The 22,136-nt window shown below is 61.6% G+C and carries 21 protein-coding genes; 20 read left to right on the top strand and 1 reads right to left on the bottom strand.

Going from position 1 to position 22,136, the window contains the following annotated elements; genetic code table 11:
* Positions 1-18: 18 nt before the first annotated feature.
* The 20 genes from E5Z01_RS15040 to E5Z01_RS14945 all read left to right on the top strand — a co-directional run bounded on the left by E5Z01_RS15040 (position 19) and on the right by E5Z01_RS14945 (position 20,952).
* Positions 19-3,192 (top strand): helicase-related protein, encoded by a 3,174-nt coding sequence (locus E5Z01_RS15040; RefSeq protein ID WP_135230109.1) that lies wholly within the window; start codon positions 19-21, stop codon positions 3,190-3,192.
* Entirely contained in the window at positions 3,189-3,989 is an 801-nt protein-coding gene (locus E5Z01_RS15035) for a DUF4391 domain-containing protein (protein ID WP_135230108.1), read from the top strand. Before E5Z01_RS15040 ends, E5Z01_RS15035 begins: the two co-directional genes overlap by 4 nt.
* A 312-nt stretch (positions 3,990-4,301) precedes the next feature.
* On the top strand, positions 4,302-6,239 hold the full coding sequence (locus tag E5Z01_RS15030) for a site-specific DNA-methyltransferase (protein WP_135230107.1): 1,938 nt from the start codon (positions 4,302-4,304) through the stop codon (positions 6,237-6,239).
* Complete coding sequence (locus tag E5Z01_RS15025; RefSeq protein WP_135230106.1) at positions 6,236-9,286, top strand: type III restriction-modification system endonuclease; 3,051 nt, start codon at positions 6,236-6,238, stop codon at positions 9,284-9,286. Before E5Z01_RS15030 ends, E5Z01_RS15025 begins: the two co-directional genes overlap by 4 nt.
* Positions 9,287-10,118: 832 nt before the next feature.
* Positions 10,119-10,478 carry a hypothetical protein gene (locus E5Z01_RS15020; protein WP_135230105.1) on the top strand — a complete coding sequence of 120 codons (360 nt, stop codon included), beginning with the start codon at positions 10,119-10,121 and terminating at the stop codon, positions 10,476-10,478.
* Positions 10,475-11,017, top strand: a complete 543-nt coding sequence (locus tag E5Z01_RS15015; protein WP_135230104.1) for a DNA-processing protein DprA — start codon at positions 10,475-10,477, stop codon at positions 11,015-11,017. The genes E5Z01_RS15020 and E5Z01_RS15015 overlap by 4 nt, the downstream gene beginning before the upstream one ends.
* A 164-nt stretch (positions 11,018-11,181) precedes the next feature.
* Positions 11,182-11,868, top strand: a complete 687-nt coding sequence (locus E5Z01_RS15010) for a hypothetical protein (RefSeq protein ID WP_135230103.1) — start codon at positions 11,182-11,184, stop codon at positions 11,866-11,868.
* An 84-nt stretch (positions 11,869-11,952) separates the two neighbouring features.
* Positions 11,953-12,528, top strand: coding sequence for an antirestriction protein ArdA (locus tag E5Z01_RS15005; RefSeq protein ID WP_135230102.1), 576 nt, complete (start codon positions 11,953-11,955; stop codon positions 12,526-12,528).
* A gap of 190 nt (positions 12,529-12,718) precedes the next feature.
* Positions 12,719-13,009, top strand: a complete 291-nt coding sequence (locus tag E5Z01_RS15000) for a hypothetical protein (protein ID WP_135230101.1) — start codon at positions 12,719-12,721, stop codon at positions 13,007-13,009.
* Between the two features lie 242 nt (positions 13,010-13,251).
* A complete protein-coding gene (locus E5Z01_RS14995) occupies positions 13,252-13,359 on the top strand; it encodes a helix-turn-helix domain-containing protein (RefSeq protein ID WP_135230100.1) in 108 nt (35 codons plus the stop codon).
* A gap of 90 nt (positions 13,360-13,449) precedes the next feature.
* Positions 13,450-15,930: a heavy metal translocating P-type ATPase gene (locus E5Z01_RS14990; RefSeq protein ID WP_135230099.1), complete on the top strand. Its 2,481-nt coding sequence runs from the start codon at positions 13,450-13,452 to the stop codon at positions 15,928-15,930.
* Position 15,931: 1 nt separating this feature from the next.
* Positions 15,932-16,531, top strand: a complete 600-nt coding sequence (locus E5Z01_RS14985; RefSeq protein WP_135230098.1) for a methyltransferase family protein — start codon at positions 15,932-15,934, stop codon at positions 16,529-16,531.
* Between the two features lie 15 nt (positions 16,532-16,546).
* Positions 16,547-16,801 (top strand): glutaredoxin family protein, encoded by a 255-nt coding sequence (locus E5Z01_RS14980; protein WP_135230097.1) that lies wholly within the window; start codon positions 16,547-16,549, stop codon positions 16,799-16,801.
* Positions 16,798-17,250, top strand: coding sequence for a VIT1/CCC1 transporter family protein (locus E5Z01_RS14975; RefSeq protein WP_240738480.1), 453 nt, complete (start codon positions 16,798-16,800; stop codon positions 17,248-17,250). Before E5Z01_RS14980 ends, E5Z01_RS14975 begins: the two co-directional genes overlap by 4 nt.
* A 214-nt stretch (positions 17,251-17,464) precedes the next feature.
* Positions 17,465-17,959: a DUF3105 domain-containing protein gene (locus tag E5Z01_RS14970; protein WP_135230096.1), complete on the top strand. Its 495-nt coding sequence runs from the start codon at positions 17,465-17,467 to the stop codon at positions 17,957-17,959.
* Complete coding sequence (locus tag E5Z01_RS14965; RefSeq protein ID WP_240738476.1) at positions 17,956-18,603, top strand: DUF305 domain-containing protein; 648 nt, start codon at positions 17,956-17,958, stop codon at positions 18,601-18,603. The genes E5Z01_RS14970 and E5Z01_RS14965 overlap by 4 nt, the downstream gene beginning before the upstream one ends.
* Entirely contained in the window at positions 18,596-19,501 is a 906-nt protein-coding gene (locus E5Z01_RS14960) for a cation diffusion facilitator family transporter (RefSeq protein ID WP_135230095.1), read from the top strand. The genes E5Z01_RS14965 and E5Z01_RS14960 overlap by 8 nt, the downstream gene beginning before the upstream one ends.
* Positions 19,498-20,157, top strand: coding sequence for an SCO family protein (locus E5Z01_RS14955; RefSeq protein WP_233554391.1), 660 nt, complete (start codon positions 19,498-19,500; stop codon positions 20,155-20,157). The genes E5Z01_RS14960 and E5Z01_RS14955 overlap by 4 nt, the downstream gene beginning before the upstream one ends.
* Entirely contained in the window at positions 20,154-20,549 is a 396-nt protein-coding gene (locus tag E5Z01_RS14950) for an ArsR/SmtB family transcription factor (protein ID WP_135230094.1), read from the top strand. The genes E5Z01_RS14955 and E5Z01_RS14950 overlap by 4 nt, the downstream gene beginning before the upstream one ends.
* The gene (locus E5Z01_RS14945) at positions 20,530-20,952 is read left to right on the top strand and encodes a hypothetical protein (RefSeq protein WP_240738474.1); all 423 of its coding nucleotides are present in this window, start codon (positions 20,530-20,532) and stop codon (positions 20,950-20,952) included. Before E5Z01_RS14950 ends, E5Z01_RS14945 begins: the two co-directional genes overlap by 20 nt.
* 199 nt (positions 20,953-21,151) lie before the next feature.
* Here the strand turns inward: E5Z01_RS14945 and E5Z01_RS14940 are convergent, their stop codons facing one another.
* Positions 21,152-21,814, bottom strand: a complete 663-nt coding sequence (locus tag E5Z01_RS14940) for a DsbA family protein (RefSeq protein WP_135230093.1) — start codon at positions 21,812-21,814, stop codon at positions 21,152-21,154.
* Positions 21,815-22,136: the final 322 nt, after the last annotated feature.

Here is a 22,136-nt window from a genome sequence, read left to right as displayed (position 1 = left end):
GGTTCGGATACGGTGCTTATGGCCTGGCGCTCAGCGCCCACCGCGCAAAAGCTGGCGCTCGCCACGTCTTCCTTTTCGCTGTTTGGCTTGCAGGAAGTGTGGCCCGAACTCACGGCCACTTCGGCGCGGCAACTGATTCTTCCGGCGAGCCGTGAGGCGCTGGAACTGTTCGGCGCGGAAACCGACCGCACCCGCCGGGGGCAACTCAATCTTCCGGCGCTGGCCCGCCGCTTTGCCGAATGGCTGGGCGGCACCGAGGTGCGCTTTGCCAGTGGGGCCGTGCCTCAGAGTTTCATTTCGTTGTCTGCCGGGGCGCAGGGCACGCAGGTGTTTACCGGGCCGTGTGCGCTGACCACCGAGGGGCTGGGTGTGGTGCCCGGCAACCCGCTGGCGCTCATTCAGGCGTCCACTTCGCCCGAGGAAGCGCAGATGCTGGCAGGCTGGTTTGAACTGATGTGGGCCGCTTCCCCGGCCCGCCCAGAGGTCAAGCAGGACTTGCTGGATTACTTGCGCGAACTGGCGCAGCCCAACGTGCCTGACCGCCTGTACCACGCTGTCCTCTATCAGGTGTTCAAAGACTTGGGCGGCGAACTGGACGAAGACCGCATTGTCCGGAGTGGCACGGGCATCAAGGAAACTGAAGTCTGGAAGAAGCTGTTTCGCTTTCAGCGTGACGGCGTCATAGGCGTCATCGACAAGCTGGAGCGGCTGGGCGGGTGCATCGTGGCCGACAGCGTGGGCCTGGGCAAAACGTTTACCGCGCTGGCCGTTATCAAGTATTACGAACTGCGTAATGACCGCGTGCTGGTGCTGGCCCCCAAGCGACTGCGCGATAACTGGACGCTGTACCGCAGCAATGACCTGCGCAACCCGCTGGCCGCCGACCGCTTTCATTATGACGTGCTCAATCACACCGACCTGTCGCGCGAGCAGGGCCAGAGCGGCGAGATTGACCTGGCGCATGTCAACTGGGGCAACTACGACCTGGTGGTCATCGACGAATCGCACAACTTTCGCAACAAGGCCGCCGTCAATAACCGCGTCACCCGCTATTCACGCCTGATGGAGCAGATCATTCAGTCGGGCGTCAAAACGCGGGTGCTGATGCTGTCGGCCACGCCTGTGAACAACCGCCTTGCTGACCTGAAGAACCAGATTGCTTTCGTGACGGAAGGTGAAGACGACGCGCTGGCCGCACACGGCATTGCCAGTGTCGAGAACACGACCCGCCGCGCCCAGCTTCAGTTCAATGCGTGGCAGCGCCTGCCCGAAGCGGAACGCACCCCCCAGAAACTGACCGAGATGCTGGGCTTCGATTACTTCCGGCTGCTTGATCTGCTCACCATTGCCCGTTCCCGCAAGCATATCCAGCGCTACTACGGTACTGCCGACACCGGGAAGTTTCCCGAGCGTTTAAAGCCCGTGAACATCAAGGCGGCGGTCGACCGCAGCGGACTTTTCCCCGCCATTCAGGACATCAACACCGAGATTCGCAAGCTCAGCCTGGCCTCTTATGCGCCCATGAAGTACCTGTTGCCCGGCAAGCAGGAAGAGTACGAACGGCGTTACCTGACTCGACTGGGCCGTGATAAAGCCGGACTGGTCTTCCGCCAGTCAGACCGCGAGCAGAACCTGATTCACCTGCTGCGGGTGAACCTGCTCAAGCGCATGGAGAGCGCGGTTCACTCCTTCATGCTGACGCTGGAGCGCCAACTGGCGGACGTGAATCACACGCTGGCCCGGCTGGACGCTTTCGATGCCCGGCAGGAATCGGGGGCAGACATCAGCGAACCCAGCATCGAAGACCTCGCAGAAGACGACCCCATTCTGGAAACGCAGGGTGTGGGCCGCGAAGTGAAGGTGCTGCTGGCCGACGTGGACAGGCGGAAGTGGCGGCAGGACTTGCAGGAAGACCGCGAGCGGCTGAGCAACTTGCTGGAGAAAGCCCAAAAGGTGCTCCCAGCGCAGGATGAAAAACTGGGCTTGCTGAAAGAGGTCATCGAAGGGAAGCTGCGCCACCCGATTAACCCCGGCAACCGCAAAGTCATCGTGTTCACGGCCTTTGCCGATACCGCCAAGTACCTGTACGCGCAGCTGGAAGGCTGGGCTTTGCAGGAGCACGGCCTACACGCTGCGCTGGTCACGGGGGCGGGCAGCAACCGCACCAACCTGCCCAGCATCCGCACCGACCTGGGCAGCATCCTGACGGCCTTTAGCCCCCGCAGCAAGGGCCGCCCCGCCGAACTGAGCCGTGAGGGCGAACTGGAGTTGCTGATTGCCACCGATTGCATCAGCGAGGGCCAGAATTTGCAGGATTGCGACCTGCTGGTCAATTACGACATTCACTGGAACCCGGTTCGCATCATCCAGCGTTTCGGGCGCATTGACCGTATCGGCAGCCCCAACGACCAGATTCAGCTGGTCAACTTCTGGCCCAACATGGAACTCGACGAGTACATCAACCTGGAAAGCCGGGTGTCGGGCCGCATGATGCTGCTGGACATTTCGGCCACGGGCGAGGAAAACCTGATTACCGCCGAGGCCGGGAACGTCATGAACGACCTGGAGTACCGCCGCAAGCAGCTTCTCCAGCTTCAGAACGCGGTGGTGGACATAGAAGACCTGAGCAGTGGCCTGAGCCTCACTGACCTGACCCTGAATGACTTCCGTGTCGACCTGACCACCTATCTGGCCGCCCACCCCGAAGCCGCCGCGCAGTTTGAAGCCCTGCCCCCCGCCATTTACGCCCCGGTGTATGCCGACGCGCAGATTCCGCCCGGCACGCTGTTCGTGTTGCGGGCCGCCACCGAGCGTTCACTGAAAGCGGCGCAGGACTATCCCCTCTCGCCGCATTACCTGATTCATGTGGGCGAGGACAGCGCGGCCCTGCTGCCCCCCACGCAGGCCAAGCAGGCGCTGGACAGGCTGCGGAAGCTGTGTGCGGGTCAGGGGCGCGACCCACAGGCCGAAAAGCAATTCGAGAAGCTGACCAGAGGCGGTGAGCGCATGGACGCCTTACAAAAGCAACTGGGGGCCGCCATCAGTGCCATTACGGGCAAGGCCGAGGAACGCGCCGCCGCCAGCCTGTTCAGCCTGGGCGGCACCCAGACGGGCCGGGGCAATGCTGCCGGACTGGAAGACTTCGAGGTGGTGGCGTACCTGACGATTTTGCCGCCAGCGGCTCCCGCATGACCCACCATGCCCCGCCCCCTGCCAGCCCAGCCCCCGACGCCGTGCTGACCGCCCTGGCCCTGCCCGCACAGGCCCTGGCCGACCAGCGCATTCCCAAAACGCTGCTGCTGGAACACGGCACGCCCACCAGTGCCGACAAACGACTGATAGAAGCCAGCGTGGCCGAACTGCGCTGGAATGCGGCGCTGCGCCCGGACACGGTGGCGATTCCGGCCCACGACACCGCCACGCACGCCTACCCCGAGGTGCAGGTCATGACCCTGACCCGCCGCGCCCTGAAACCCGACAGCGCCGGGGCGACCCGCTTGCGCGAACTGATTCACCGGGCCATTCCGTACCCGCTGCTGCTACTGGATGCAGACCAAGAAAGCACCTGGCTCAGCCTGGCCCCCAAGCGCCGCTCTCAGGCTCAGGAAGGGGCGGTGGTGCTGGAACATGACTTGCAGGCCGTGCCGCTGCTGCCCGGCCCCTTCCTGGCCCCCCTGCTGGCCCAGTTGCCCCCCAGCGTGCGCCCCTTCGCCGACCTGTACCACCTGTACGCCCACTGGCAGGCCGCCCTGCTGTCCTGGCAGATTGCCGCCATGACCGGGCAATTCCGGCTGTACCCGCAGCCTGACCCCCTGCGGCAGCCCGTGCAGGACTACGCCCGGCTGGAACGCGAACTCGCTGCCCTACGCCGCAACGCTGGCCGTGAAAAGTCACTGGCCCGCCGCGCCGAACTGAACCTGAAGGCCAGGGCAGTGGCCGCGCAGCAGGAAGAGGTGCGGCAGTTGTTGCTGAACTGGCCCACCGGGTGAGCGAGCACCCTGACTTAGAATTCTGCGTACCGCAAGCGAGGTGGTGGCATAACGAACAGGAACCCGAACGACACGCACCGCGAGCCGGGCCACACGGCTGACGCAGCACAGGCAGAAAGCCGCACCGGAAAAGTGCGGGGCTGGAGTCCGGCAGTGGCCGCTTTTCTGGCCCAGTCACCTACGTACGACCCCGCCGCCTTCACGGTGGACAGAAGCGACCTGCCCGAATTGCCTGACGTGTCCGAGCTTTCTTCCCTGCTCTAACCCCCTTGCCGCCCCCGCATTCCCCCCACCCCCCAAAAGGAAGCCCCCATGCAACACCTGACCCCCGACCACCCCGAAACGCAAAGCCAGGACGGTCTCGCGCAGAACCTGACCCTCCTACACGACCTGTTCCCCGAAGCCTTCAGCGAAGGGCGACTGAACTTTGATGTCCTGAAACAACTTCTGGGCGACCAGATAGACGACCAGCCCGAAAAGTACGGCCTGACCTGGAACGGCAAGGCCCGCGCCCGCCGCCACGCCCTGACCCCCACCCGCGCCACCCTGCGGCCCGACCCCGCCAGCAGCGTGGACTGGGACAGCACCCAGAACCTGATGATTGAGGGCGACAACCTGGAAGTGCTGAAGCTGCTCCAGCGCAGCTACGCGGGCAAGGTGAAGCTGATTTACATAGACCCGCCGTACAACACGGGCAAGGACTTTGTGTACCCCGACGACTACACCGACAGCCTGAAGAACTATCAGGAGTTGACGGGGCAGCTAGAGGAAGGCCGCCGGGTGAGCAGCAACACGGAAAGCAGCGGCAGGTTTCATACCGACTGGCTGAACATGATGTACCCCCGGTTGAAACTGGCGCGGGAATTGTTGAGAGATGACGGCGTAATTTTTGTCAGTATTGACGATTCGGAAGTAGGAAACTTGAAACGTGTTTTAGATGAAGTTCTAGGAGAAGAGAACCTAATGGCGATTGTCTCCCGACCTACTGGAACACCTACCGGGGGTGGATTTGATGGATTTGTTAATGAACTTGATTATATTCTAATTTATTCAAAGTCTGGCCTGACACAAATCAAAGGAACCGAATTTGATGAATCCGATTCTGTCATCTATGATAGGGAAGATGAAAAAGGTAGATATTTAATTCGCTCATTAAGAAGAACGGGTGGCGAGGATAGGCGTGAAGATAGGCCTACTATGTATTATGGCCTATCTTCCCCTGACGGAACAATTATCTATCCTATTTCTCCTACCGGGTATGAGAGTCGCTGGATTTGTGGTGAAGAACGGTATAAAGAGATGGAGCGCTTGGGGTTAATTGAATGGCAGAAATCCCAGGGAGTATGGAAGGTTTATCAGAAGTTCTATCTAGAAGGTAGGCTAAAGCAGCCTTCAAATTTATGGACAAAGATTGAGGGTAATAAAAAAGCGACGCGAGACGTTAGAGATATTTTCAATGGCGAAAAAGTATTTGATTTTCCTAAGCCTGTGGGATTAATGACACATATCATACAGATAACTGGGAGTTCGCAAGACGACATCATCCTTGACTTCTTTGCTGGCTCTGGCACCACGGGCCACGCGGTTATGGCTCAGAATGCCGCCGACGGGGGCAACCGTCAGTTCATTCTGGTGCAACTGCCCGAGCCGTTAGACCCCGCCAAGGCCGAGCAGAAAACCGCCGCCGACTTCTGCGACTCGCTGGGCGTGCCGCGTAACATTGCCGAACTGACCAAGGAACGCCTGCGCCGGGCGGGGGCCAAGGTGAAGGCCGAGAATCCCATGTTCGCGGGGGATACGGGCTTTCGGGTGTTCAAGCTGGACAGCAGCAACGTGGCGGCGTGGGACGGTGACGCGGCGCGTCAGGACGTTCAAGCGGCCTTGCTCAGCGCCGAGGACAACATCAAGGCGGGGCGCACCGACAGGGACGTGCTGTACGAAGTGTTGCTCAAGCTGGGGCTGCCCCTGACCACGCCTATAGAGGAACGCACCATAGCGGGCCTGAAGGTGCAACTGGTGGGCGGCGGGGCGCTGGTGGCGTGCCTGGAGCGCCGTATTGCCGCCGCGCAGGTGCAGGAGCTGGGCCAGGGCATGGCCGACTGGCTCACCGCCGAGAACCCGGCGGGCGAGGCGCACGTGCTCTTTCTGGACAGTGCCTTTGAAAATGACAATGCCAAGCTGAACCTCAGCAAGTACCTGACCCAGCGGGCCGAGGTGCTGGGCCGCAACTGGGTGGTGCGTTCGTTGTGAAAATCCAGTTCGAGTCGAATCTGGACTATCAGGGCCAGGCCATAGAAGCGGTGGCGGGGCTGTTCGCGGGCCAGCAGATTAACCGCTCAGAATTTACGGTGACGGCGGGCGTGCGCGGCAACATGAGCACGCTGGGCATGGCGGAAACAGACCTGGGGGTGGGGAACCGCCTCAGCCTGCTGCCAGAAGAAGTGCACAGCAACCTGAACGGTATTCAGTTGGCAAACGGCCTTGCGCCCTCGCCGCTGCCGCTGGTGGGCGACTACACCATAGAAATGGAGACGGGCACGGGCAAAACCTACGTGTACCTGCGCACGGCGTTCGAGTTGCACCGGCGTTACGGGTTTACCAAGTTTGTGATTGTGGTGCCCAGCATTGCCATCAAGGAAGGCGTGATGAAGTCGCTGGACATGACCCGCGAGCATTTCGGCACGCTTTACCCGGAAGCCAAGGGGTACGATTTTTACGCCTACGACAGCGCCAAGTTGAACCAGGTGCGCGATTTTGCGACCAGTTCCAGCCTGCGCTTTATGGTGGCGACCATTCAGGCGCTTTACAGCGTGCAGGAAGCCGCCGAAGAAACTGAAGGGTCAAGCGGCAGACGCAAGGCCGAGCGGGTCATTCACCGCCCCAACGAACAGACGGGCGGCGAAAAGCCGATTGACCTGATTCGGGCCACGAATCCAGTCCTCATTGTGGATGAGCCGCAGAGCGTGTACGGCGACGCGGGCAAGCTGACGGGCAAGGCCAAAAAGGGCGGCGAGGGCCAGGGGCGTAGGGCGCTGGCGCTGCTCAACCCCCTGTGTACCCTGCGCTACAGCGCCACGCCGCTGGACAAAACACAAATGGTCTTCCGGCTGGACGCCGTAGATGCCTACGAACGCAAGCTGGTCAAGGCCATAGAAGTGGCGTCCATGCAGGTGGTCAGCGGGCACAACAAGCCTTATGTGCGCGTGGCCGAAATCAAAAAGGGCACGGCGCGTACCGTTCCCACGGCCAGGCTGGAAATAGACGTGGCGGATAAGGCGGGCAAGGTCACGCGCAAGGAAATTCAGGTGCAGGACGGCGACAGTCTGTTCGAGCGTTCCGGCAACCGCGACCTGTACCGCGACATTTTTGTGGGCGAAATTCGCGCCGCGAAGGGCGACACGGCCCTGGAATTGAAGGTGCCGGGTGACGTGCTCTGGCTGGGCGTGGGTCAGGAATATGGCGGCATCAATCCCGCTGATCTGGCCCGCGCCATGATTGCCCGCACCATTCGCGCTCATCTGGATAAGGAACTGCTTTTGCGGCCCAAGGGCATCAAGGTGCTCAGCCTGTTCTTTATTGACAAGGTGGACAACTACCGCGCCTACAACGCGGAAGGCGAGGCGCTGAAGGGGCCGTACGCGGTCATGTTCGAGCAGGAGTACGACCGCGCCCGCAAAGACCCGCGTTACAGGCTGCTGTTCGAGGGTGCAGACCTGACAAACCCCGCCGCCAGTGTGCATGACGGCTATTTCAGTCGGGACAAGAAAGGCCGTGTAAAAGACACGTCAGGCAGTACAGCGGATGACGCCGACGCTTACAGCCTCATCATGCAGAAGAAAGAAGAGTTGCTGTCTTTCGGCACGCCCCTCAAGTTCATCTTTTCGCACAGTGCGCTGCGCGAGGGCTGGGACAACCCCAACGTGTTCCAGATTTGCGTGCTGCGCGAAATCGGCACCGAGCGCGAGCGGCGGCAGACCATCGGGCGCGGGCTGCGGCTGGCCGTCAATCAGCAGGGCGAACGCGTGCGCGACGACGGCGTGAACGTGCTGACCGTCATTGCCAATGAGTCCTATCAGGACTTTGCCGACGGGCTTCAAAAGGAAATCGAGGACGACTTGCAGATCAGGTTCGGCGTGGTGGAGCCGCACCAGTTCGCCGCCATTCAGGTCACGGCGGCAGACGGCACGGCGGCGGCGCTGGGCGTGGAGCAGTCTGAGGCCGTACACGCTTACCTGCGCCAGCAGGGGTACCTGGACGGCAGCGGCAAGGTGCAGGACAGCTTACGCACCGACCTGAAGGCGGGCACAGTGCAGCTTCCCCCCGAAGCCGAGGAAGCGCGGGCCGAAATCGAAGCGGTGCTCAGGAAACTGGCGGGCAAGCTGGACATTCGGGATGCCGACAACTCGCGCACGGTGTTCCCCAACCGCGCCGTGCTGAATGACCCGGAATTCAAGGAACTCTGGAACCGCATCAAGGCCCGCACCACCTACGAAGTGCAGGTGGATACAGACCAACTCATCGCGCAGTGTGTTGAAGCCGTGCGGGAGATGCCGCTAGTGCCCCGCACGCGAGTACAGACCGCTGTGGCCGAAATGCAGGTCGACCGGGGCGGCGTGCAGGTGGGCAAAGTCACCACCCATGCGCCCACCACCTTGCAGGAAAACGACCTGGAACTGCCCGACCTGCTGGGCAGCTTGCAAGACCGCACCGAACTCACGCGCCGCACCCTGAGCGCCATCCTGCGGCAGTCGGAACGGCTGGATGACTTCACCCGCAATCCCCAGGCCTTTATCGAGCAGGTAGCCACGGTCATCAACATGCAGAAGGTCGGGCAGTTGGTGGCGGGCATCAAGTACAACAAAACGGGCGAGGAATACGCCCAGTCGCTGCTGGATACGCCTCTACAGTCCAGCCTGGGCAAGTTGCTGGAAGCTAAAAAGGGCGCATACGAACAGGTGATTTTCGATTCGGAAGTTGAACGCCAGTTCGCGCAGGATCTGGAAAACCACGCTGACGTGAGGGTGTACGCCAAGTTGCCGAACTGGTTCAAGGTGCCTACGCCGCTGGGCAACTACAACCCCGACTGGGCCATCTTGCTCCAAAGGGACGGTCAGGAAAAGCTCTGCTTCGTGGCCGAAACGAAAAGTACGCTGTTTACTGAGGCGCTGCGGAGCGCTGAGCAACAGAAGATCAAGTGTGGCCGCAAGCATTTCGCTGTGCTGGCCGCCGACCCGGCAAGTGCAGAACTGAAGTACGACGTGGTGACCACGCTGGATGAGGTCTTCCAGCGCAGTTAAGTACGCAGCGCGTATTAGCGGCGTTTAGCCTGATACGGGTCTGGACGGCGTGGACTTGTAAAGCTGCGCAGCAGAGCACATTCGGGTGCTGTTCCCGGATGGGCGGAATAGAGTTCAGACCCTTATCAGATCTCCGCCAGGCAGCAGCGAGTCGTAACCACTCACCATCCCGGAAAGGTCAGACCACTGCGTCTGGGCGGTGGAGAAGCAAAGGAGAGCAGCACAGCCCAGAGCAACAGAACGCATGGCCCCAGTCTAGGCGCGAAGAAGCACGCCGCCGAAGGCGGCACACCCTCGCCGCAATGGGGCGGCTCGGTGTGGGCGTGTTCTGCCTGGCGTCCTGGCTGCTGGTGTTGCGGTGTCGTGGTGGTCGGCGGGCGACGTGGCCGGGCACCTTGGGGCTTCCCTCACGCTCACCCAGGGTCACCCGCGCCCAAACGGCGGGCGCGTGCGGCCCTGGCCTCGGTTCGGGTCGGTCATTTCTCGCAACTGACGCGCCGTGCGCTGAATAAAACTGCGTCCAACACGATTAAATGTCTTTCCTTCATGTTGGGGGCCATGTTCCCTCCGCTCGGCACTCCTCCGGCTTGGGGCGGCCCTGCGTCCGTCGTCGGCCTCGCTTGTTTCTCGGGGGCGGTGTCCCGATTTTCCCGGCAGTTTGCCGGGTGCGCGGCAGGCTTGCGGCCACTGGTCGGTTCGCAGCGCCCGGCCTGTTCCCGTTGTGTTTTCTGTTGGTTTTTCGGTCTGTATACTTTTCTTTTTCTTTGTACTGGCGCGGATTATTGTGTCTTGGCCTACCTCTTTAGTGTTGCATATATGCTACACTAAGACCATGAAAAACATCCAACCCACCCGCCTGTTTTCCGCTTCCGTTCTTGGTTCCCGCCCCGGCAGTGTTGCTGTTCGCGTGTCCGGTTGCCCCGGCGCAGCCTGGGTCTGGTGCAACCGTCACCGCTCCGCGCCCGCCTCGCTGGCCCTGCGTATCCCTGCCAGTACACCCAACCCGGCTACCGTGGCCCAGTGCAGCGCCCGCACTGTTGCTGCCCGCTTCGGCTTGCGCGTCAGTGTGCGCCGCGCCCCGTGTGGGGCGTACTGGTTCAAGTGCCAGGGCACCCGCGCCGCCCAGCTTGCCGCCGCCGCGTGGTGGTCTGGTGTGCTCGCTCAGTACACCGCCCAGCAGGTGCAGCAGTGACCCCCGTCCCGGCTTTCCCACTGGCCGGGGTGGTCGCTGTGGTCGGTTCCCGGCACGGCAGCCCCTACCCCGTAGGGCAGTTCGCCGCCGCCGTGGCGCAGGCGGGCGGCTCGGTGGTCACCGGGTGCGCCCGTGGTGTGGATCAGGTCGCCGCCCGCACCGCTGCCGCCGCCGCTGGTGTGCGCCCTGCCCGGCTGTTGCCCCCGGCTTACCTGGCGTTAAACCACTTGCCCCGCGTGCTGGTGTGCCGCGCCTACGACCGCAGCGCCCGCGCCCTGGCGCAGCGTACCCGCCGCGTGGTCGAGTTCGCGCAGGCTGTAGCAGTGTTCCCGCCCGCCGGTCAGCTTGGCCCCGGTTCAACTTTGGCGCTGTCCCTAGCCCTGCGCCGCGCCTGGTCTGGTGTGGCCGTTTTCTATGCTGGCCCAGTTCCACCGCCCGCCGTACCCTATCAACCCCCCGGCACCTGGCACTCTGCCGCCGTCGCTGGTGTTGCTGGTTGGTTGTGGTCGCCACCGCCTGACATGCCGCCATTGTTTTAATTGCAACCGCGCACTAGGCGCGGTTTTGCTTATTTAGTGTTGCCTATATTGTGCACTAAGACACTTACATAGCGTTGCATATACGCTACGCTAAGTGCAGCAGTGAGGGGCGTCACCTCCTACAGTTCCGCCCCCGCTGACTTCCCCAGTTCAAGGAGTTGTCAATGTCCGACCTTATCACCTTCCGGCTTTCCGCCAACCACGCCCGCGCCCTGGTCGCGCTGGGCACTGACCACACTGCGCCCGCCCTGGCCCGCGCCGCCGCCGATCTGGTCTGGCAGCAACTCAGCGGCCCCGCACCTGTCACGGACGCGCCCAAACGACGCCAGCCCGCCCAAACCCTGCGGCCCTTAGCAGGCAAGGACTACAGCGGCTACAGCGCCGACCCGCTGCCCACCGCCCGCGCCTGCGCTCTGCTCAATGTGCTCACCGCCGCCGGAGCCGCTGACCCCCTCGGCATGGCCCGCGCCCTGACTGGCCGCGACATCACGCAGGCCGAACAGCTCAGCGAACGCGAAGGCATGCAACTGCTGCACATCCTGCAAGCCCGCGCCGCGCAGGTGCAGGCCAGCGCCCCCGCCCCCACGCCCCAGGCCACGCCCGCCACCATCACCCGCCAGCGTGCCCGTGAACTTCACAAGGAACTGGCGAACATCTGGCACACAGACGAACGGTACGCCCAGGCCCGCCGCCTGACGGGTCGCCCGGTGGAGTCCCTCACCGCCCTCACGGAAGAAGAAGCCCGCGCCCTGCTGGACGCCGCCCACGCCGAACAGCAAGCCCGCGACAACGCCACCGACCCGCGCCATCTCGGCACGCCAGACGAGCAGGCCACCAACTGGCTCAGGTAAGGCACGCGCCCCGGTTCAGTCCGGGGCAGGTTTCCCCCGTTCCAGTCGCGCTTTTTTTCACATGCCCTCAGCGAGGTTCCCAGCATGACGACCAACACCAGCAGCACCGCCCCCGCTTACACTTCCCCGCTTCTCAATCACCGCGACCCGGACGCGCCCGCGCTGTGGGTCGGCTGCCTGGCCGCTTACAACGCCGGAACCCTGCACGGCGAATGGATGCAGGTCAGCCGCGACCCCACCGAAATGTGGGAAGCCACCCTGGAAATTCTGCAAGCCAGCCCCGAACCCCACGCCGAAGAGTGGGAGATCATGGACACGGACAATCTGCCGCCAGGAATCAGCAGCCTTGACCGCGCCGCCGCGTATGTCGCCGCCCTGGAAGAACTAGACCGCGCAGGCGCCGCCGGCATCGTGGCCGCCTGGGTGGACTGGCGCGGCTGGGATGACTTGAGCGCCGAACACATCCAGGACGCCTATCTGGGCCAGTTTGACAGCGTCAAGGACTACGCCGAGCAGTACGCCGAGGACTGCGGCCTGCTGGACGGGCTGCCGGAGAATCTGCGCTCTTACTTCGACTTTGCAGCCTTCGCCCGTGACCTGGAACTGAGCGGCGACGTGTACGAAGGCAAAGGCGGCCACCTGTTCAACGGCCACGCCTGAACGGAGGACAGGGAGGCCCCGGCGCAAGCTGGGGCCAACTGCGCGGCCCGCTGACTGCGCTGCGCTCAGTCAGGAAGCGCAGGACAGGCCGCAAGTGCTGCGCTTTGCGGCGAAAAACCAACTGGCACGCGCAAGCTGCGCCAGGAAACACAGAAAGGTTCTAATGTTGCATATAGATTACACTGGCAACATGCCCAAACTTCCCCCACAAGTTGCCGACGCTGATGTGCCAACCGTTGAAAAACTCGTGTGGTTCTACATTTACAACAACCCCGGCGAACACAGCGCCCGCAGTCTCAGCGCCGAACTGGGTGTTCAAGTCAGAACAGCTCTTAGCAAGCTGGTGGAGCGTGGCGCACTGATTGAAGAAGAAGCGCCGCGAGGAACACGAGCAGGCAAATACCGTGCAGTGACCAAGCCCAAGAAGCCTGCGCCCATGCAGGAGGGTGTTCTAAGGAACGTGCCACCAAGCGCAAAGTGAAGCCATTTCACAAGCGACACGGTAGAGATGTACCGATTTTCGGCAGTGTCGGCACTTCTTGTTGCTTTTAAGGACTTTCGCGGCCAGAAAACAGCAGAAATCTACCGTTTCACCCCAAAGTGCCAAGACCATTTCCATATTTCGGAACTTACCAACTCAAAGCCTCAAGCCCACAATCTGCGTCTGAGTGGGTGAATTTGCTACTTTGCGTTTCGTAGCAGCTTCCTTAAAACACCCCCAAGGTGCTGAAGTTACGAGCTGAGGGAAAGTCATATCGAAAGATTGCCACTGAACTTCACCTCAGTAAAAACACCGTTATGAACATCGTGAAACGGAATTCAGAAGGGTGAGGCTTGTCGATTGCTTACGGGTCGAATCTTCAGGTTGTCTTCCGATCCTCTTTAATACCTGAGCAATTGTTCAGATATAGTGTGGTGAGTATGCGAGAACACCCCGCCACCCTGACCTACTTCGTAGACGGTATGGACTGCGCTTCCTGCGTTGCCAAGGTTCAGAAGATGATCGACTACCTGCCCGGCACCGCAGGCGTGAAAACCAGCTTTACCAAACAGACCCTCACCCTGGAACTGGACGAAGGACAGACCCCGAGGGCCACGCTGGAGAAAAACCTGCGTTCTCTGGGCTACACGCCCACGCTACGACAGGAAATCAGCCCTTCTCCTGTCGTGACGCCAGCAACACCTGCACCCTCAGCCCCGCTGACCTACTTCGTGGAAGGCATGGACTGCGCCTCCTGCGTGGCAAAAGTGGAGAAGATGGTCGATCACCTGCCCGGTACAGGCGGCGTGAAAACCAGTTTCACCAAACAAACCCTGACCCTGGAACTGGACGAAACACAAACGCCCCGCACCACACTGGAGAACAACCTCCGGCAACTCGGGTATGTCCCTTCCCTTATTTCTGGCGGCGTGATGCCCACGCACGACCAACGTGATGAGGAACACGACCACGCCGGACACGATCACTCGGGTCACGGTCATGCTGCCCAGGCTGGCCCTGCTGACGCGCATGGTCCCAGTCACAATGACCCGGCTGATCGGGGCAAACCCTGGTATCAGACGAACCAGGGAAAACTGGTGGTCACGTCCGGTATTCTGCTGGCCCTGGCCTGGCTGTTCAGTTTCATTGAGCCGGGACTGGCAAAATGGGGTTACATTGCCGCGACCGTGCTGGGCGTGTGGCCCCTGGCGAAAAAAGCCCTGGTGAGTGCGCGACTGGGCGATCCATTCAGCATCAACATGCTGGTCAGCCTCGCCGCGATTGGCGCAGTGGCGATTGGGCAGGCGGCAGAGGGCGCGGTGGTGGTGTTCTTCTTCGCGGTAGGCGAGTTGCTGGAAGGTGTGGCGGCAGGCAAGGCAAGACAGGGCATTCAAGCGCTCGCGGCCCTGGCTCCCAAAACTGCACTGTTGGTGCAGAACGGTGCGACCACAGAAGTCCCCGCCACCTCCTTGCAGGTGGGGCAGACCGTGCAGGTGAACCCCGGCGCTCGCGTTCCCGCTGACGGCACCATCCTCTCAGGCCGTTCCAGCCTGGATGACAGCCCCGTGACTGGGGAAAGCGTTCCCGTCAGCAAGGGCGAGGGGGACAGCGTGTACGCCGGGAGCATTAACACGGACGGCGCATTGACCATCCGCGTGGACAGAGGCGCGGACGACAACACCATTGCGCGGATCATTCACATGGTCGAGGAAGCCGAAGGCAGCAAGGCCCCCACCGCCCGCTTCATTGACCGCTTCAGCCGCTGGTACACGCCCGGCGTGGTCGCTGTTTCTGCCTTGACCGCTCTCATCCCGCCCCTCTTCCTGGGACAGGAATGGTATCCGTGGCTTTACAAGGGCATTGCACTGCTCCTGATCGGCTGCCCCTGCGCCCTGGTGCTGAGCGTCCCTGCGGCCATTACCAGCGGCATCAGTGCCGGAACGCGGCGCGGCCTGCTCATCAAGGGTGGCGCGGCGCTGGAAACCATCGGCAGCGTGAAAACCATTGCCTTTGACAAGACTGGGACGCTCACCGCCGGGAAGCCCCGCGTGACTGACGTGATCGGGAACCGCGAGGAAGTCCTGCGACTGGCGGCAGCGGTCGAGTCGGGCAGCAGTCACCCACTTGCGAAAGCCATTCTGGACGAAGCGAAAAAGAGCAACATCACTTTCCCCAGTGCCACCGATGCCCGCGCCCTGCAAGGCAAAGGGGTGGAGGCCAGCGTGGAAGGCCGCATCCTCTCCGTCAGTTCGCCCAAGTATGCTGCCGAACACACCACCTTCAGCACGGAGGCCCAGAACACCATCGCCCGCTTTGAAAGCGAAGGCAAAACGGCTGTGGTACTGCACGACGCCGCGCAGGTCATCGGGATCGTTGCCATCCGGGACGAACCGCGTGAAGACGCCAAAGCGGCCCTCGCTCAGATTCGCAACCTGGGCGTTCATCCGGTGATGCTGACCGGGGACAACCAGCGCACCGGGAAAGCCATTGCCGACGGACTGGGCCTTGACGTGCAAGCGGAACTGATGCCGGAAGACAAACTCAAACTCATTGACCAGTTCAAGGCGCAGGGCGGCGTGGCGATGGTGGGAGACGGCATCAACGACGCGCCCGCACTGGCCCGCTCGGATGTCGGCATTGCGATGGGTGGCGGCACGGACGTGGCCCTGGAAACCGCTGACGCCGCATTGCTGAAGGAAAAAGTGCAGGGCGTAACGGAACTGGTGCAACTCTCCCGCGACACCATGCAGAACATCAAGCAGAACATCGCTTTTGCGCTGGGATTGAAAGCCATTTTCCTGGTCACCACCTTGCTGGGGTACACCAATCTGTGGATGGCGATTCTGGCCGACACAGGCGCAACGGCGATTGTCACGGCAAATGCCTTACGCCTGCTGCGCTGGAAAGGAAAGAACATTTGATATGAACGGCGCTTCCCTCATGCTCCTGGCTTACATGCTGCTGTACTTCGTGGTGGCGTTCGTGTGGCGCAGCGTGCACCTGTGGCGCACCACGGGCGTGAACCCGATGGTGCTGCCCTTCGATGACTCGGCGCACGGGTACGTGGGGCGGGCCATGAGGTTCGTGCTGCTCGGCGTGCTGGGCGTGGTGCTGCTGTTTACCTTCACACCGCACCTGTTGGCCTGGCTGGGGCCAATCGTTCCCCTTATTCGCACTGAACTGCGTCTGCTGGGCTGGGGGCTGCTGCTGGCTTCACTGGTGTGGATCGCGGTGGCGCAGGGGGCAATGGGCGCGTCCTGGCGGATCGGCATTGACCGCAACAACAGAACCGAACTGATCCAGCGTGGCCCGTTTGCTCTGTCCCGCAATCCTATTTTTCTGGGCATGCGTGTGAACCTGCTGGGTCTGTTCCTGGTGCTGCCCAACGCCGCAACCCTGGCTGTATTCATTGCCGGGGAGGTCTTGATGCAGGTGCAGGTTCGGTTGGAAGAAGCGCACCTGGGAAGCCTGCACGGCGCACAGTACGACACTTACCGCCAGCAGGTGCGCCGCTGGCTTTAACGACTGGAGAACCAAATGAAGAATCTGGAAGTCACCCTCTACACTGTTCCTGACTGCGCCGACTGCGAGGCCATCAAACGCTTGCTGAAGCGCGAGAACGTGCCGTTCACCGAGAAGAACGTGCGCGGCGATCCTGAAGCCCTGGCGGAAATGCAACTCAGAGCGGACGGCGTGCGCATCGCCCCCGTCACCCTGATCGGTCAGCAGGCGTTCTACGGGCGTTTCGATGAGCAGCGGCCACAAATCCTTGCCGCACTGGAGCAACCATGACTGATTTGCATAAGGAACAGCACAATACCGGGCGCGTGAACTGGCTCAGGGCCGCCGTACTCGGTGCTAATGACGGAGTGGTGTCGGTGTCGAGCGTGGTGGTAGGCGTCGCCGCCGCCCGTGGCGTGACCGCCAGCACCATTCTCCTGGCGGGCGTGGCCGCGCTGGTGGCCGGAGCAACCTCAATGGCCGCAGGTGAGTACGTGTCCGTGCAATCACAGGCGGACACGGAGAACGCCGACCTGGCGAAAGAGACCAGGGAACTACGCGAGCAGCCTGAACGGGAATTGCAGGAACTTGCCGACATTTACGTTTCGCGTGGCGTGGAACCCACGCTGGCTTTACAGGTGGCGCAGCAACTCACGGCAGCGGACGCGCTGGGCGCACACGCCCGTGAAGAACTGGGCATTACCGAGCAACTCCGGGCGCAACCGTTCCAGGCAGCCTGACGGTACTGGGGGCGTTGGCAGCGCACGCAGGCGGGGCGTCCAGAGTGAAAGGCGCGGTTCGCGTCACCGTTTGGGGGGCCGTGGCAATGGCCCTGAGCGCCTTGATCGGCAGTCTGTTCGGCGTGAAGGCTTAAAGAGTCGCTCACCACACCGATTTTTCGTGGATCAACTTCAATCTCACTGCTTTCTCCCTGGATGTACTGGAGACACTTCAATGAAAAAATTCCTTCTGGTCGCACTTTTTCTCGTTTCCTGCAATAAGACCACCGATACCCTGACGGGCGTCAAGACCTTTGAATACAAGGGTGGTGAACACGAGGCGGGACGAATCGATTACACCGAATCCCCACCTGCGGGCGGCAAACACAATCCCGGCTGGCAGAACTGCGGCGTGTACACCCAGGAAATCTACTCGGAGTACGCCGTTCACAGCCTGGAACACGGCGCGGTGTGGATCACGTACAAGCCCGACCTGAACCCCGCTGAGGTGAAGACCCTTCAGGCTGCCGTGGAAGGCCGCACGCACGCCCTCCTGTCCCCCCGCAGTGAACAGAATGCCCCCATCGTCATGACCGCCTGGAACGCGCAACTGGCACTGGAGAAGGCTGATGATCCCAGGGTCAACCTGTTCATTCAGAAGTTCGAGCAGGGCAGCACCGCCCCGGAATCCGGCGCGTCGTGCAGCGGGGCGTACAGCGAGACCAAATGAAACGGCCCTCGCCCCTTAACCTGGGGGCTTTGCTGATCGGCGGACTGCTGGGAACGGCGCTGTTGATGAACACTTCGGGGCCATCCACCCGGAAGAATCCGGCAGACGTGACTTTCCTGCGCGACATGAGCGCCCATCACGCCCAGGCCGTGGAGATGAGCGTGACCCTGCTGAAACGCAGCAGCGACCCGGACGTGAAACTGCTGGCGCAGGACATCACCCTGACCCAGCAGGCGCAGATCGGGCAGATGAGTGGCTGGCTGACGGCCTGGGGCTTACCCGTCGCCGGGGTGAACCCACCTATGCACGGCATGGATCGCGCGGCGATGGGCATGGCGTCGCAGAACGAGGTACGGAGTCTGGACACGCTCCCGGTCAGGGAAGCCGAAGCCCAGTTCCTGCTGCTGATGCGAGAACACCACCTGGGCGGGGTCAGGATGGCACAGAGCGTGCTGAACACCGGGCAAGAGCCGCTGGTGCGTTCCTTTGCTCAGCGGGTGGTGTCCTCGCAATCCGCCGAGATTCGCACCATAGACGCGCTGCTGAAGGAACGGTCAATCACGCCGTCCACCACGCCGGATCATTCAGAGCCGGATCATTCAGAGCCGGATAATTCAGAGATGGAGAACATGGATCATGGCTGAAGGTCACAGTCACAGTGGGGGCCACAGTCACGGCAAGGACGCCAACGCCCGTCAACTCACGATTGCGCTGGCCCTCACCGGAACTTTTCTGGTGGTGGAAGTCGTGTACGGCATCCTGTCCGGCAGTCTGGCACTGCTCTCGGACGCTGGACACATGCTGACCGACGTGGCCGCCCTGGCCCTGTCCCTTTTCGCCATCAGGATGGGCCAGCGGGCAGCGGACAAGCGCCGCACTTTCGGGTATCGCCGCACGGAGATTCTGGCCGCCGCATTGAATGCCGGGGCGCTGTTTGCCATCGGGTTTTACATCCTGTTCGAGGCGTACAAACGCCTGAATGAACCCGTGGACGTGCAGACCACCCCCATGCTGATCGTCGCCACGCTGGGGTTGGTCGTGAACATCATCAGCGCCCGCGTGCTGGTGGGCGGCAGTGAAGGCAGCCTGAACGTCAAATCGGCTTACCTGGAGGTGATGGGTGACCTGCTCGGTTCGGTGGCGGTGATCCTCGGGGCCATCCTGATTCGCTTCACGGGCCTCACTTGGATTGACCCGGTGCTGGGCGCACTGATCGGCCTGTGGGTGCTGCCGCGCACCTGGACGCTGCTCAAGGCCAGCGTGAATGTGCTGCTCGAAGGCGTGCCGGACGGCCTTGACCTGGATGCCCTGCGGGCCGAGATCGCGGCTTTACCCGGTGTGCAGGAAGTCCACGATCTGCACGTCTGGAGCGTCACCAGTGGCGAGAACAACCTCACGGTTCACCTCGTTAGCCCTGACCCTGCTGTTAACCTGACCGCTCAAGTCGCTGAACTGGCCGAGCAGTACGAGATTGAACACGTCACCGTGCAGATAGAAGCCTCCAATTCGCACGCTGGCGGACACATGGAGATTCACCCGTGACCACCCCTGAAATGATTGAACCGACTGAAACCACCACTGCGCCGCGTTCATGGAAGAAGTCCGCCACCCTGGCTTTACTCGCCGTGTCGGCCCTGCTGGGCAGTGTACTGATCTATGACCGCATGACCAATCCGCTGTCGTTCTTCGGCACGGCCTACGACAGGCAAAGCCCAGCCCCGGCCCTGGTGGGTACAGGCGAGGACGGTCAGCCGCTGGCCCTGAGTGACCTGAAAGGCAAGACGGTGGCGGTGTTCTTCGGGTTCCTGAACTGCCCGAATTTCTGCCCCACCACCCTGGCAGCGTTGGAACGGGTGCGGCAGACGCTTCCGAAAGAGAAGCAGGCAAACTTCGTGCCACTGCTGGTGTCGGTTGATCCGAAACGTGACACCGTAAGCAAACTGAACGAATACGTCAAATACTTCAATCCGCACGCCAAAGGCATGATCATCCCCGAACCTCAATTGACCGAGGCGGCAAAAGCCTGGGGCGTGGGGTATCAGTACGTGGACGCCAAAGGACTGGACTACCAGGTCAATCACACCACCGGAACGTACCTGGTGGACGCGGACGGGAACAGGCGACTGGTGTGGGATTACTCGCAGGTGACCACCGACACGGCACGGGTCGCGCAGGACGTGCTGGCGGTGATGGAATGACCGCCGCGCCTTACAATGGAGTGGTGCCTGCCTCCGTGACCCAGCCTGACGACGTGTGTGAAGTGGCCTGCGTTCACCCGGAGTCGGTGGCGAAAGCAAAACAGGCCCTACCGGACGAACTCTGTGTTGACCGGGCCACGTCCTTCCTGAAACTGGTGGCGGATCAGACCCGCCTGAAAATGGTGAGCGCCCTGCACGCCAGCGAACTGTGCGTGTGCGACCTAGCCGCCGTGGTGGGCATCACCGAGAGTGCCGTCAGTCACCAGCTTCGCCTGCTGCGAACCGGGCGGGTGGTCACGTCCCGCAAGGAAGGCCGCGTGGTGTACTACCGCCTGCTGGACAGCCACGTCACCACCCTGATCGAGAACGCCCTTGAACACGCCCGCGAATAGGGTTCTTTCCGCCGCCCTGGGCCTGAGCGTGGTTGCCCTGGGCGCGTATTTTTTCGGCGTGAAGCAACGCAGGCAGGTGATGTACTGCCTTGAGCAACCCGGCCTGGTCTGGAACGGGCTTTTTCCAGTTCCTGCGGGAATGACTCAGGAATGTCCCCAATCAGCCAGTTACCGCCAGGAAGTCAGGGAGGGCCTGACGCGTGTGGAACAGTACCGACTGACAGGCTGGCAACCACTCGCCTTGATGGAACCGTTGAAACGCGCCGGATACGTGCTGCTGGAAGACGAACTGAGAGGCCGCAATAACTACTCGGTGTTCCTGGGCCGCAGCGTGCCAGCCGAGTTGTTTTACACCGCCGTGCAGGAGGGCAAGGACACCGTGATTACCCTCAGCGGGAAGTGAAAGGGTGAGTGAGCAGAGGGAGTCATACGGCTTCGATGAATAAAAGTGGGATCACTTTTGTTCATCCGAGCAGATGCGAGTGGAAGAAACGACGGATTTGAACGGCGCGAAGGGCATCCGGGCGCTTTTCCTGGAGGCCCGAAGTAAAGTTCAAATCCGTATCAGAGCAACTCTATACCAGGTCATTCTCATGCTGAAATTAATCTTCCAGAGCGGTTTTAATTGCACCTTCCAGGGCAGTGAGGCTCAGTTCGGGGAGCGGCTGACCATTCACAAAGAAGCTCGGCGTTCCGGTCACACCCACCGCTTCGCCGTCCTGACGGTCACGGGCCAGCAGTTCCTTCACCGCGTCGGATTCCATCGTGGCCTGCGCTTTTGCACGGTCTAGGCCCATGTTCTCGGCGTATTCAAGGAACAAATTGGTCTGCGGCTGCTGTTTCTCGCCCCATTCTCCCTGCTTCTCGAACAGGTAATCACGCATGCGCCAGCGTTTATCAGCGCTGTCCTGGGCTGCCGCTTCGATCAGGCCCGCCGCCAGCGTGGAATTGGCGTGCAGCGGGAAGTACCGCGCAACCAGGCGCACCTGCCCGTTGTACTTCTGCATCAGTTCCATCAGGGCCGGTTCCACGGCGCGGCAGGCTTCGCATTCCGGGTCGAAGAACTCCACGATGGTCACTTTGGCATCTGCTGGCCCGAGGCTGGGACTGTCAGGTCGGATCAGGCGTTCGGCGACGGAAGTGGTTAAGGGTTCGCGTGGCGTGGGACGTTTGGCAATGTAGTAAAGCAATGCCCCAGCCAGCGCAGCCAGCACCAGGGTGGCGACGTAGAGTGCGTTATTGGTGGCTTTTGTTCGGGTCGTCATGTTGATCTCCTGTGGTTCGCGGGTCATGGCGGCCTGAGCAGGTCAGACTCGTTCAATGTAACAGATGAGTAAGTATTCAGGTATTTTGCAAAAGCGCAACTTTGACACGCTGCACAGCAATTCCCATGACGAGGCGCAACATAATCCGTTTTTGAGAAGTTGAACGAAAAAATGATCGTCCCAGAGGACTGAATCTCCTTAGCGTTGTGTCTTGGACTGGGAGCCTCACAATGGGTCTCAGTCAAGCCGTCCAGGTCAACAAGCCCGTCCTTAGCGTAGGTTCAAGAGACCGAATTGTAGGTGGGGCCGACTTGGGCACTTT

This window comes from Deinococcus fonticola, from assembly GCF_004634215.1.
Lineage (GTDB): Bacteria > Deinococcota > Deinococci > Deinococcales > Deinococcaceae > Deinococcus > Deinococcus fonticola.
Note: the sequence above shows the minus strand (reverse complement) of the source record. Positions and strands in the feature narration are given on the sequence as shown.